This is a genomic window from Leucobacter rhizosphaerae (assembly GCF_022919175.1).
Taxonomy (GTDB): Bacteria; Actinomycetota; Actinomycetes; order Actinomycetales; family Microbacteriaceae; genus Leucobacter; species Leucobacter rhizosphaerae.
This window is the reverse complement of sequence record NZ_CP095043.1, coordinates 178,317-190,963: the sequence shown is the minus strand read 5'-3', so window position 1 is coordinate 190,963 and position 12,647 is coordinate 178,317. Positions and strand designations below refer to the sequence as shown.

The following is a 12,647-nucleotide window of genomic DNA, read 5'->3' as shown; positions in this document are numbered from 1 at the left end:
GTGAGCGATGCTGATTGCGAAGCTTAACCAGGGCAAAGACGGTGACGAGACCGGGATCTCCGAGGGTGCCGACGAGGCGCAGGAGGTCTGGCCCGCGCCGCTCGCCAGCGCACGGCTCGGCGCCCGGATCGCGCTCCCGGGATCCAAGTCCCTCACGGGCCGCGAGCTGATCCTCGCCGCACTCGCCGAGGGCCCCGGGATCCTCCGCGCTCCCCTGCACTCGCGGGACTCCGCGCTGATGATCGACGCGCTCCGCGCGCTCGGCACCGGCATCGACCCGATCGCCACGCCGACGGAGCGCCCCTTCGGGGCCGACCTGCGAGTGACCCCCGCCGCCGAGCTCACCGGCTCGACGTCCGTCGCCTGCGGTCTCGCGGGCACCGTGATGCGCTTCGTCCCGCCCGTCGCTGCGCTCGCCCTCGGACCGGTCGCCTTCGACGGTGACGCCTACGCCCGGAAGCGGCCGATGCGACCGGTGCTCGAGGCGCTCCGCGCGCTCGGCGCGGATATCGCCGACGAGGGCCGCGGGGCCCTGCCGTTCACCGTGCACGGCGCCGGTTCCCTCCGAGGCGGCCGCGTCGAGATCGATGCCTCGCTCTCGAGCCAGTTCGTCTCGGGGCTCCTGCTGTCGGCGCCCCGCTTCGAGGAGGGCGTGCACGTCGTCCACACCGGTGCCCGCCTGCCGAGTGTGCCGCACATCGAGATGACCATCGCCGCGCTGCGCGCCCGCGGCGTCACGGTCGATGCCCCCGCTCCCGGCGAGTGGCGGGTGCAGCCCGGTCCGATCCGCGCGATCGACACGTCCATCGAGCCCGACCTGTCGAACGCCGCCCCCTTCCTCGCCGCCGCGGTCGCGGTCGGCGGCAGCGTGACCGTGCCCGACTGGCCGACCGTCACGACGCAGGTCGGCGATCAGCTGCGGCGGCTCTTGCCCGAGTTCGGCGCGGAGGTCGCGCTCGGGGCCGACGGGGCACTCACCGTCACGGGCGACGGTACGGTGCGCGGCGTCGAGCTCCACGTGCCCGAGGCGGGAGAGCTCGCTCCGACACTGGTCGGCCTCGCGGCCCTCGCCGACGGTCCGAGCCGCATCACCGGCATCGGCCACATCCGCCACCACGAGACCGATCGCATCGCCGCGCTCGTCACGGAGATCCGCGCGCTCGGCGGCGACGTCGAAGAGCTCGAGGACGGCATCGCGATCCGCCCCGCGACACTGCACGGCGGGCTCTGGCACAGCTACGCGGATCACCGCATGGCGACCACCGGCGCCCTCATCGGATTGCGTGTGGCCGACGTCACGATCGAGGACATCGCGAGCACCGGCAAGACGCTGCCGCAGTTCCCCGAGATGTGGCACCGCCTGCTCGGGATCGCCTCCCCCGCGGCCCCCGATCCCTTCGGCCTGCCGGGTGGCGGGAGCATCATCCTCTGATGAGCTGGCTCACCCCCGACGACGAGGACGAGGACGTCCCCTACGGCGAGTACGCGGATCACACCGTGCGTGCGCGCCCGAACCCGAAGTCGAACCGGCCGCGGACGAAGCGGCGGCCGGAGCACGCCGACGCCGTGATCGGCATGGTGACCGGGGTGGATCGCGGACGGTACAGCGTGCTCGTGACCGCGGACGCCGACCCCGCGGATCCTCGCGAACGCTCGCTGACCGCCGCGCGCGCCCGCGAGTTGCGTCGCACGTCGATCGTCACGGGCGACCGGGTGCAGCTCGTCGGCGACACGAGCGGAGCGGAGGGATCCCTCGCTCGGATCATCGGTCTCGAGGAGCGGCGCACGCTGCTCCGCCGCAGCGCGGACGACAGCGACCGCGTCGAGCGGGTCATGGTCGCGAACGCCGACCAGATGCTCATCGTGGTCGCCGCCGCGAATCCGGAGCCCCGGGTCCGACTCGTCGACCGGTATCTCGTCGCCGCCTACGACGCCGGGATCAGGCCGCTCATCTGCATCACGAAGGTCGATCTCGCGGATCCCGAGGCGTTTCTCGAGCACTTCGCCGCACTGGAGGTCGAGGTGTTCCGCTCGGCCCAGGGCGCCGAACCGCTCGCCGCGATCCGAGAGACCCTCGCGGGGCAGACGACCGTGTTCGTCGGCCACTCGGGCGTCGGCAAGTCCACCCTCATCAACGCGCTCGTGCCCGACGCGGATCGCGCGACCGGACACGTCAACGAGGTGACCGGCCGCGGTCGCCATACGTCCTCGTCGTCGGTGGCCCTCCGCGCCGAGACACCCGGGTGCGCCGGCGGCTCGAGCGGGTGGGTCATCGACACCCCCGGGGTGCGCTCCTTCGGCCTCGGCCACGTCACGAGCGAGGGGATCCTCCGCGGCTTCACCGACCTCGCGGTGCTCATCGACGCCTGCCCGCGCGGGTGCAGCCACGAGGCCGACGCGCCCGACTGCGAGCTCGACGCCGCGATCGCCGACGGACGGCTCGACGCCGCCGGCACGGCTCGCGTCGAGTCCCTCCGCCGCCTGCTGAAGTGAGCGGCACCGCTAGGCTGGACGCATGACCGAACGTGTGATCCTCGAAGCCGGACAGCCCGCCCCCGCATTCTCACTGCCCGACCAGGACGGCACGGTTCGCAGCCTCGCCGAGCTGCGCGGCCAGAAGGTCATCCTCTTCTTCTACCCCGAGGCCATGACCCCGGCGTGCACGACAGAGGCCTGCGAGTTCCAGGAGTCGACCGCTCCCCTGGCCGCGGCGGGCTACCGCGTGCTCGGCGTCTCCCGCGATGCGGTCGAGAAGCTGCGGCGGTTCGCGGATCGCGACGGCCTGGAGTATCCGCTCCTGAGCGACCCCGACACGACGGTGCACCGCGCCTACGGCGCCTTCGGCACGAAGAACAGCTACGGCCGGATCGTCGAGGGCGTCATCCGCTCGACGTTCATCATCGACGCCAACGGTCGCATCGAGCACGCGCAATACAACATCAAGGCGACCGGACACGTCGCCCGGGTGCGGAAGCTGCTCGGGGTCTAGGCTCCCTCGCCAGCACCCTCACCCGCGGTGTGCACCGGGGCGACCGGCCTCGCGAGCACCGCACCCAGGAATCCGACGAGCGCAAGCGCCAGGAGCGCCCAGCCGAGCAGGATCGCCTCGCCCAGGATCCCCTGCAGCACGCCGGTCGCGGCCGCGAGCATCAGCACGTGCAGGGTGATCGCCGATCCGCGCACCCAGCTCGCTCGGAGCGCGAGCGCGCCCCACAGCGTGATCGCGATCCACGCCCAGGAGATGAGCACCGCGAGCAGCAGACTCACCCGGGCACCGAGCGGCTCGTCGCCCGCCGCGAGGAAGGCCTGGAAGACATTCCAGAGCAGAATCGCGCCGCCGACCACCTCGATCACGAGGACGAGCCGGAGGATCGTCCACCCGGTTCGGGATCGTGGGTGATCAACGGGTTGCGAGCTCATTACGAGAACCTTTCGAGACAATTGCACATTACCTATTGATTTGCTTCTACATCCGTGAAACTATATATTCCGTCGAGTTTCGCGCACACCGACGTGAGCATTCTCAGCCACGTATCGGAAAATACGGCGCGAGATCTAGGCTACCCGCCTCTGATGCTTTCGCGCGCGTACAGTGCACAGAGGAGAGTAAAATGGATTGGCGCGAAAAGGCTGCATGTCTGACGGTAGACCCCGAGCTGTTCTTCCCGGTGGGCAACACCGGCCCCGCGGTCGACCAGATCGAGCGCGCGAAGTCGGTCTGCGCCCGCTGCACGGTGACCGAGATGTGCCTGCAGTACGCGATGGACACCGGTCAGGATTCCGGCGTCTGGGGCGGCCTGAGCGAGGACGAGCGCCGCGCCCTGAAGCGCCGCGCCGCACGCGCACGCCGCGCGTCCTAGTCACCGCACCAGGTGAACGACGAAGGGCCCCGGGTTTCCCCGGGGCCCTTCGTCGTGCCCGGACCCTAGTCCGTGCCGGCGTCGAACGCTGCGGCGAGGCCCATGGCGTCGCCCTCCTCGTCGATGCCCGGTACGGCATCGGCGATCTGCGCCGCGCCGCCGCGCTCCAGTTCACCGACGAGCTCGGCGGTCGCACCGCCGACGAGGCCGAGCGCAGCGTACTGCTCGAGACGCTGACGGGAGTCGGCGATGTCGAGGTTGCGCATGGTGAGCTGACCGATCCGGTCCTCCGGGCCGAAGGCCGCGCCCACGGTGCGCTCCATCGAGAGCTTCTCGGGGTGGTAGCTGAGGTTCGGTCCCGTCGTGTTGAGGATCGTGTAGTCGTCGCCGCGCCGCAGCCGCAGCGTCACCTCACCCGTGATCGCCGATCCGACCCAGCGCTGCAGCGCCTCGCGGAGCATCAGCGACTCGGGATCGAGCCAGCGGCCCTCGTACATGAGGCGACCGAGCTTGCGCCCGTCGGAGTGGTAGCTCGCGAGTGTGTTCTCGTTGTGGATCGCGTTGACGAGCCGCTCGTAGGCGATGTGGAGCAGCGCCATGCCGGGGGCCTCGTAGATGCCGCGCGACTTCGCCTCGATGATCCGATTCTCGATCTGATCGGAGACGCCGAGTCCGTGACGGCCGCCGATCGTGTTCGCCTCAAGCACGAGTGCCACGGGATCGCTGAACTCCACGCCGTTGATGGCTACCGGGCGCCCGGCCTCGAAGCGCACCGAGACCTCTTCGGTCGCGACCTCCACGTCGTCCCGCCAGGCGGCGACGCCCATGATCGGCTCGACGATGTCGAGCCCGGCGTCGAGGAACTCGAGCTTCTTGGCCTCGTGCGTCGCGCCCCAGATGTTCGCGTCGGTCGAGTAGGCCTTCTCGGTCGCGTCGCGGTACGGGAAGCCGCGCTCGACGAGCCACTCGCTCATCTCGTGGCGGCCACCGAGCTCGGTGACGAAGTCCGCGTCGAGCCAGGGCTTGTAGATCCGGAGCGCCGGGTTGGCCATGAGCCCGTAGCGGTAGAACCGCTCGATGTCGTTGCCCTTGTAGGTCGACCCGTCACCCCAGATGTCGACGCCGTCCTCCTTCATGGCGCGCACGAGGAGGGTGCCGGTCACGGCGCGGCCGAGCGGCGTCGTGTTGAAGTAGGTCTTGCCGCCGGAGCGCACGTTGAAAGCGCCGCACTGGAGCGCCGCGAAGCCCTCCTCGACGAGCGGCAGCTTGGCGTCGACGTGGCGGGCGATCTCAGCGCCGTACTCCTTGGCACGGTCGGCGACGCCGTCGATATCGGGCTCGTCGTACTGGCCGATGTCAGCGGTGTAGGTGCAGGGCACGGCACCCTTTTCGCGCATCCAGGCGACGGCGCACGAGGTGTCGAGGCCACCGGAGAAGGCGATGCCGACACGCTCGCCGACGGGAAGAGAAGAAAGAACCTTGGACATGCCCTCTATCCTATGGCCCGCCGGGGGCCACGAATGCCGCCCGGCGCCGCAGGAGCCCCGGCGATGCGTGCGGCGTCAGCCGAGCAGCCCCAGTTCGCGCACCGCATCCCGCTCCGAGACGAGTTCGGCGACCGAGGCGCCGATCCGCTCGCGCGAGAACGCGTCGACCGCGAGCCCCTCGACGACCTCCCAGGCGCCGCCCGTCGACCGCACCGGGAACGACGACACCAGCCCCTCGGGGACCCCGTACTCGCCGCGCGACACGACCGCCGCGCTCGTCCGGCGCTCGCCGGTTCCGAGCACCCAGTCGCGCACGTGGTCGATCGCCGCGTTGGCGGCCGACGCGACGGAGGATCCGCCGCGCACCTCGATGATCTCGGCCCCGCGCTTCGCGACCCGGTCGATGTACGCGCCCCGCGCCCAGTCCGCATCGACGACGTCGAGCGCGGCACGGCCCGCGATCGTCGCGTCGCTGAGGTCGGGGTACTGCGTCGCCGAGTGGTTGCCCCAGATGGTGATGCCATCGACGTCGGAGACCGGTGCGCCCGCCTCCGCCGCGAGGAGGCCGACCGCGCGGTTGTGGTCGAGCCGCGTGAGCGCCGTGAAGCGATCCGCGGGCACGTCGGGCGCGTGCTGCTGCGCGATGAGCGCGTTGGTGTTCGCGGGGTTGCCCACCACGATCACCCGCACGTCATCGGCCGCGCGCTCGCCGATCGCGCGACCCTGGGGGCCGAAGATCGCCCCGTTCGCCGAGAGCAGGTCGCCGCGCTCCATGCCCGCGGTGCGGGGCCGCGACCCGATGAGCATCGCGAGGTTCGCGCCGTCGAACGCTGCTCCCGGGTCGTCGCTCAGTTCGACCCCGGCGAGGAGCGGAAAGGCGCAGTCGGCGAGCTCGAGCGCCGCGCCCTCCGCGCCGCGCATGCCCTGCGGGATCTCGAGCAGCCGAAGCCGCACGGGCTGATCGGCGCCGAGCATCGCACCGGAGGCGATCCGGAACATCGTCGCGTAGCCGATCTGGCCTCCGGCGCCGGTGATCGTGACGGTGACAGGGGTGCGTGACATGGGTCGCTCCGTTCGATGTGCTGCAGGGTGCGCGGCGGGAAGCGCTGCGGATTCCGGGTCTCGACCCGGGTGCTCAGCGCTGGTTGTAGGTGGCGGGATCGGGGCCGAAGTTGTGCTGCTGATCGAGTCCGTCGATCGCGGCCATCTCCGCGCCGCTGAGCTCGAAGTCGAAGAGGTCGGCGTTCTCCACCATGCGCTCGCGACGCACCGTCTTCGGGAACACGATGATGTCGTTCTGCAGGTGCCAGCGCAGCACCACCTGAGCGGCGGTCTTGCCGTGCGCCTCAGCAGCGGACGTCACCTCTGGGCGCGTGAGCAGGTCGCTCTTTCCCTGCGACAGCGGACCCCACGACTCGACGGCGATCCCCTGCTCGCGGCAGAACGCGCGCAGCTCGCGGCGCTGGTGCAGCGGGTGCAGCTCCACCTGGTTGATCGCGGGCACGACGCCGGTCTCGTCGATGAGCTGCTGCAGGTGCGGGATCTCGAAGTTCGAGACGCCGATGGACGTGGACCTGCCGGAGGCGGCGATGTCGATGAGGCCGCGCCAGGCGCCCAGCGCGGTGCCGAGGGCGGGGACGGGCCAGTGGATCAGGTAGAGGTCGACACGATCGAGCCCGAGGCGCTCGAGGCTCGCGTCGATGGCACCGTTCGGATCCTCCTGGTCCGAGTTCCAGAGCTTCGTCGTGATGAACAGCTCATCGCGCGGGATCCCGCTCGCCGCGATCGCCCGGCCGACCTCCGCCTCGTTCTGGTAGATCGCGGCGGTGTCGATGTGGCGGTAGCCGACCTCGAGGGCCTCGCTCACGATCCGCTCGGTCTCTCCGGGCTCGACGAGGAACACCCCGAGGCCGAGCTGCGGGATCTCCTTGCCGTCGTTGAGGGTGCGGGTCGGAATAGGCAGCGCGGTCATGATTCCCCTTTGCGGATGCGGTGATCTCAATCTGCGCCCAGTCTATGCCGCGCGCGAATTCAGAGGATAATGGGGACGTCATGTCGTCAGTCACCCCGCACATCGAGTTCCCCGAGGACCTGCCGGTCTCCCAGATGCGGGCGGAGATCGCCGACGCGATCCGCGAGCACCAGGTCGTGATCGTGGCGGGTGAGACCGGGTCGGGCAAGACCACCCAGCTGCCGAAGATCGCGCTGACCCTCGGCCGCGAGCGCATCGCGCACACGCAGCCGCGCCGGATCGCCGCGCGCACGATCGCGGAGCGCATCGCAGAGGAGCTCGGCTCCGAGCTCGGCGGGCTCGTCGGGTACCAGGTGCGATTCACCGACAAGGTGTCGGCGGACACGAAGATCCGGCTCATGACCGACGGCATCCTGCTGAACGCGATCCACCGCGACCGCGACCTCACCGCGTACGACACGATCATCATCGACGAGGCGCACGAGCGCAGCCTGAACATCGACTTCCTCATCGGGTACCTGCAGACGCTCCTCCCCCGACGGCCGGACCTGAAGGTGATCATCACCTCGGCCACCATCGATCCCGAGTCGTTCGCGAAGCACTTCGCCGATCCCCGCACGGGCGAACCCGCGCCGATCATCGAGGTGTCGGGACGGACCTACCCGGTCGAGGTCCGCTACCGGCCGCTCGTCGAAGAGGTTGAGGTCAAGGATCCCAAGAACGGTCCGCCGAAGATCCGCACCGTCGAGCGCGATCTGTTCGACGGCATCGGCGACGCGGTCGACGAGCTCGCGCGCGAGGACGCGGGTGACGTGCTGGTGTTCCTGTCGGGCGAGGCGGAGATCCGCGACGCCGCCGACGCGCTGAACGGTCGACTCCGAACCTCGAGCCGCGCGGCGCGCACGCAGATCCTCCCGCTCTACGGGCGACTGAGCGCCGCGGAGCAGCACCGGGTCTTCGAGCGCGGCACCCCGGGCGTGCGGCGCATCGTGCTCGCGACGAACGTCGCGGAGACGTCCCTCACGGTGCCCGGGATCCGGTACGTCATCGACTCCGGCACCGCGCGCATCTCGCGCTACAGCGCGCGGAGCAAGGTGCAGCGCCTCCCGATCGAGGCGATCTCGCAGGCGAGCGCGAATCAGCGCTCCGGCCGCTCCGGCCGCACGAGCCCGGGCATCGCGATCCGGCTCTACAGCGAAGAGGACTTCGAGGCCCGCCCCGCCTACACCGAGCCCGAGGTGCGCCGCACCGGGCTGGCCTCCGTGATCCTGCAGATGCTGGCGCTGGGGCTCGGCGACATCGCGGGCTTCCCGTTCCTCACGCCGCCCGACCAGCGCGGGATCGCCGACGGCCTCGGCCTCCTCGCCGAGCTCGGGGCGGTGCGCTCCTCGGGCTCCGACCACCGCATCACGAAGATCGGGCGCGAACTGTCGCGACTGCCGATCGAGCCGCGATTCGCACGCATGGTCGTCGAGGCGCGCCGGCACGAGGTCGTGCCCGAGGTGCTCGCGATCGTCGCGGGCCTCACGATCCAGGACGTGCGGGAGCGGCCGCAGGCGGAGCGCGGGCGGGCGGATGAGAAACACGCCCGCTTCGCGGATCCCCAGGGCGACCTGATGACCCTGCTCAACCTCTGGAACTACCTGCAGGAGCAGCAGCGAGAGCTCTCGTCGAGCGCGTTCCGGCGCCTCTGCAAGTCGGAGTTCCTGAACTTCCTTCGCGTGCGCGAGTGGATGGATCTCAACCGGCAGCTCGCGCGGATCGCCGGGGTGAAGTCGGCGAAGACGACCGGCGGAACTTTCGAGCCCGTCCACCGCTCGGTGCTCGCCGGGCTGCTCTCGCAGCTCGGGGTGCGCGACGACCGGCAGGATCGGCGCGGAGCCCCGGGGCGCGGCCAGTCGAACGCCCCCGGCGCGGCGAAGCGGAAGCCGGCTCAGGAGTTCCTCGGGTCCCGCGGTACTCGGTTCGTGCTGTACCCCGGCTCGGTCCTCGCCAAGAAACCACCCGAGGTCGTGATGAGCGTGGAGCTCGTCGAGACGAGCCGGCTCTTCGCACGCAACAACGCGGTCGTCGATCCCACCTGGGCCGAGGAGCTCGCCGGGCCGCTCGCGAAACGGCAGCTCAGCGAGCCGCACTGGGAGAAGAAGCAGGGCGCCGCCGTCGCCTACGAGCGGGTCACGCTGTACGGGGTGCCGATCGTCGAGCGCCGCCGGGTGCAGCTCGCGCGCTCCGACCAGGCGCACGCGCGCGAGCTGTTCATTCGGCACGCGCTGGTGGAGGGCGAGTGGGAGTCGCCGCAGGCCTTCGACCGCGCGAACCGGCAGCTGCGGCGCGAGCTCGAGCAGCTCGAGGAGCGCACCCGGCGCCGCGACATCGTGAGCGACGACGACGCGATCTTCGACTTCTACGACGCGCGGATCCCGGCCGACGTCGTGTCGACGCGGAGCTTCGAGGGCTGGTGGAAGCAGACGCGACTCACTCAGCCGAACCTGCTGACGCTGCGCCGCGAGGATCTGCTCGAGGACGAGGCCGAGCCGGTCGACGAGGCCGAGTTCCCGCGGCAGTGGACGCACGGCGACCAGTCGCTCAAGCTGAAGTACCGTTTCGATCCCACCGCAGAGGACGACGGCGTCACCGTGAACGTGCCGCTCCCCCTGCTCCCCCGCCTCGACGGCACCGACTTCGAGAAGCTCGTGCCGGGCCTCCGCGAGGAGCTCGTGACGGCGCTCATCAAGACGCTGCCCAAGTCGATCCGGAAGCACGTCGTGCCGGCCGCGGACTGGGCGCGCACGCTACTCGGCACCGTCGGGCCGCAGCTCGATGATCCCACAGTCGACACCCCGCTCACGACGCTGCTCGCCGCGGAGATCAAGCGCCGCACGAGTGTGCCGGTGACCGCCGCCGACTTCGACAGTGCGCGGCTCCCCGCGCACCTCACCCCGACCTTCCGGGTGATCGACGGGCGCGGGCGCACGGTCGGCACCGGGAAGAACCTGAGCGAACTGCAGACCGCGCACAAGGCGCAGGCGACGAAGGGCGTGGCCCGGGTCGCGGCCTCGGCGATGCCGAAGAACGAGCTGGAGCAGCAGGGCGCGACGACGTGGTCGTTCGGCGACCTGCCGCGGCACGTCGACACGGCCTACGCGAAGGGTCGCGCGAGCGGCGCGGGGGTCGTGCGCGCGTATCCGGCGATACTGGATCGACGCACCAGCGTCGACCTGGTTCTCGTTGCAGACGAGGCGGAGCAGGCCCGGGTGTCGCGACGCGGGATCCGGCGCCTCGTTGCGCTCAGCTCGCCGTCGCCCGCGAGCTACGTGCGGGATCACCTGTCGAACCAGGAGAAGCTGCTGCTCGGGGCGGGGCCGTATCGAAGCCTCGACCTCGCGATCGCGGACGTCTCGCTCGCCGTCGCGGATCGGCTGATCCGCCGGCACGCACCCGACGGGCTCGTGTGGAGCGCGGAGGTGTTCCAGCGCATCACCGACGACTACGCGCGCACGCTGATCGACGAGATCTACGGCACGATCGCGCTCACCGCGCGGGTGCTCGACGGCGCCCGGCTCGCGAAGAAGGCGATCGACGGGGCGAAGTCGATCCAGGTGCTCGGCCAGGTCGCGGACGCGACCCAGCAGCTCAGCGGACTCGTCTGGGCGTCGAACACGGACGGCTTCGTGTCGCGCACAGGACTCCCCCAGCTCGAACGCCTGCCGGTGTATCTGGAGGCGATCCGGCACCGCATGACCGGGCTGACCGAGAACCCCGGGCGGGATCGCGCGTGGCAGAACGAGGTGGACCGCGTGATGGCGCTGTTCACGGATGCGGGCGGCACGATCCCGCTGCCGGATCCCGCGCCGGAGCTGCTGACGCGGGTGCGGTGGCTGATCGAGGAGCTGCGCATCAGTCTGTTCGCGCAACAGTTGCGGACGGCGGGGCCGGTGTCGGCGCAGCGGATCCAGAAGCTCCTGCGCGAGGGGTAGGGGTGGCGGGGCGGCCGGGGCTTGCCGTGCCTGCGCGGTGACTGCGCGTGCCTGCGCGTGCCTGCGCGGTGCCTGCCCGTGTCTGCGCGTGCCTGCCAGCTCTCGCAGAGCTCCTTCCGCCGAACTGCCATCATTCAGCCGACTTGCCACCCGCTCGCCGCCGAAACGATGGCAGCTCGGCGAGACGATGGCAGCTCGCGTGCGGCCCCGTTTCTGAGCGTTCCCCGTCACGGCGGTGGCGCAGGGATACGGAACGACACCATCCACGCTCGGAACGCCGCGTCACTCACGAGTTCGGGCGCCGCGATACGAACGATGCGCTTCCCCGTGGTGCCCTCGATCCAATCCGCCCGGCGCTTCTCCGCGTAGACGATCTCGTCGGCCGTTCGTCCGGATCGCAGATCGGCGCTCGTGTACTTCGCCCGACCGTCGACCTCGCAGAGGATCCCGAACCCGCGCAGTTCGAGGTCGACCCGGTAGGTGCCACCGTTCGGGGACGGGACCGGGACCTGCGTGTCAACCGCGTACCCGTGGCTGATGAATCGCCACCGCGCCACACTCTCCAGCGGAGATTCGGCTCCCCCATCGATCGCACGGACGATCTCGGCAGCCCGACGCACGCCTCGATGACCCGCGTACCCACGGAGTCGCCCGAGCAGCGCGTCCTGCCACTCCCGCAGCGCTTCCCAGGGCACCCGCCCTTGGACCTCGGGGATCCGCGCTCGTGCGGCCGCGTCCGCGCACACGATCGCGCGCTCCGGTGTGGCGTGTCGCGCCAGGTCAAGGACGGTGCGTTCGAGCGACGTGCACCGGATTCCGCTCGCACGCGTGAGGTCGTCGCTGGTGCACACACTGACGCGCCGCTCGACGCACCGGGTGCTCGAGGCGTACGCTCGGTTCGGAATCAGCACCAGTGGCCGAGCCGAACGGAATTGGAACAGCGGCAACCGGTGGAGCGACGCGGCGGAATGGCCGGCGAACGGGAAATCGGTCCGTGTCGACCGTGCAACGGCGAGGATCTGGAGGACGTGGCGATCCTCAGGGCTCAGGTCGGCTACTTCGCCGACCCGCAGGTAGAACCCGCGACTGAGACGCAGGAGCGCACCAGCGCGGACGCCCTGGGTGATTCCGCGGTCAGATGCGCCCGAGGCGAGCAGTTGCGCGCGCGTTCGGATCAACGATCCGAGAGCGTTGATCTCACGCGGTGCCATGCATTGAGACTGTCAGCCCGCGTGCTCACTCCGGCCGGATCGGGCCACGTGTGGACACCGTGCGTGCGCGGCCCCGGGCCAGACCTCCGGTGAGCGGTGAATCACCCCGACGCCCCACACGACCCGGCGCTCCCGCGAGC

At 70.6% G+C, this 12,647-nt stretch carries 10 protein-coding genes; 5 read left to right on the top strand and 5 right to left on the bottom strand.

The window, feature by feature from the left end; genetic code table 11:
* Window positions 1–7 precede the first annotated feature (7 nt).
* The 3 genes from aroA to bcp are packed head-to-tail and all read left to right on the top strand — an operon-like array spanning window position 8 to window position 2,989.
* Window positions 8–1,432 (top strand): 3-phosphoshikimate 1-carboxyvinyltransferase, encoded by a 1,425-nt coding sequence (gene aroA / locus MUN76_RS00920; protein WP_244686345.1) that lies wholly within the window; start codon window positions 8–10, stop codon window positions 1,430–1,432.
* A complete protein-coding gene (gene rsgA / locus MUN76_RS00915; RefSeq protein ID WP_244686343.1) occupies window positions 1,432–2,493 on the top strand; it encodes a ribosome small subunit-dependent GTPase A in 1,062 nt (353 codons plus the stop codon). The genes aroA and rsgA overlap by 1 nt, the downstream gene beginning before the upstream one ends.
* 22 nt (window positions 2,494–2,515) lie before the next feature.
* Window positions 2,516–2,989 (top strand): thioredoxin-dependent thiol peroxidase, encoded by a 474-nt coding sequence (gene bcp, locus MUN76_RS00910; RefSeq protein WP_244686341.1) that lies wholly within the window; start codon window positions 2,516–2,518, stop codon window positions 2,987–2,989.
* On the opposite strand, the gene MUN76_RS00905 is transcribed toward bcp, so the two are convergent.
* Window positions 2,986–3,420 (bottom strand): hypothetical protein, encoded by a 435-nt coding sequence (locus MUN76_RS00905; protein WP_244686339.1) that lies wholly within the window; start codon window positions 3,418–3,420, stop codon window positions 2,986–2,988. The two genes, bcp and MUN76_RS00905, sit on opposite strands and share 4 nt — an antisense overlap.
* Window positions 3,421–3,611: 191 nt before the next feature.
* Between MUN76_RS00905 and MUN76_RS00900 the strand changes: the two genes are divergently transcribed.
* Window positions 3,612–3,860: a WhiB family transcriptional regulator gene (locus MUN76_RS00900; RefSeq protein ID WP_166288715.1), complete on the top strand. Its 249-nt coding sequence runs from the start codon at window positions 3,612–3,614 to the stop codon at window positions 3,858–3,860.
* Window positions 3,861–3,925: 65 nt separating this feature from the next.
* Here MUN76_RS00900 and argG read toward each other — a convergent pair whose 3' ends face one another.
* From argG to MUN76_RS00885, 3 genes are all read right to left on the bottom strand, one after another.
* The gene (gene argG / locus MUN76_RS00895) at window positions 3,926–5,347 is read right to left on the bottom strand and encodes an argininosuccinate synthase (RefSeq protein WP_244686337.1); all 1,422 of its coding nucleotides are present in this window, start codon (window positions 5,345–5,347) and stop codon (window positions 3,926–3,928) included.
* Window positions 5,348–5,422: 75 nt separating this feature from the next.
* On the bottom strand, window positions 5,423–6,409 hold the full coding sequence (locus MUN76_RS00890) for a malate dehydrogenase (RefSeq protein WP_244686335.1): 987 nt from the start codon (window positions 6,407–6,409) through the stop codon (window positions 5,423–5,425).
* Window positions 6,410–6,482: 73 nt separating this feature from the next.
* The gene (locus tag MUN76_RS00885) at window positions 6,483–7,319 is read right to left on the bottom strand and encodes an aldo/keto reductase (RefSeq protein ID WP_244686334.1); all 837 of its coding nucleotides are present in this window, start codon (window positions 7,317–7,319) and stop codon (window positions 6,483–6,485) included.
* 80 nt (window positions 7,320–7,399) lie between these two features.
* On the opposite strand from MUN76_RS00885, the gene hrpA reads away from it, so the two are divergent.
* A complete protein-coding gene (gene hrpA / locus MUN76_RS00880; RefSeq protein WP_244686332.1) occupies window positions 7,400–11,296 on the top strand; it encodes an ATP-dependent RNA helicase HrpA in 3,897 nt (1,298 codons plus the stop codon).
* Between the two features lie 227 nt (window positions 11,297–11,523).
* Here hrpA and MUN76_RS00875 read toward each other — a convergent pair whose 3' ends face one another.
* On the bottom strand, window positions 11,524–12,507 hold the full coding sequence (locus MUN76_RS00875) for a type IV toxin-antitoxin system AbiEi family antitoxin domain-containing protein (protein ID WP_244686330.1): 984 nt from the start codon (window positions 12,505–12,507) through the stop codon (window positions 11,524–11,526).
* Window positions 12,508–12,647 lie beyond the last annotated feature (140 nt).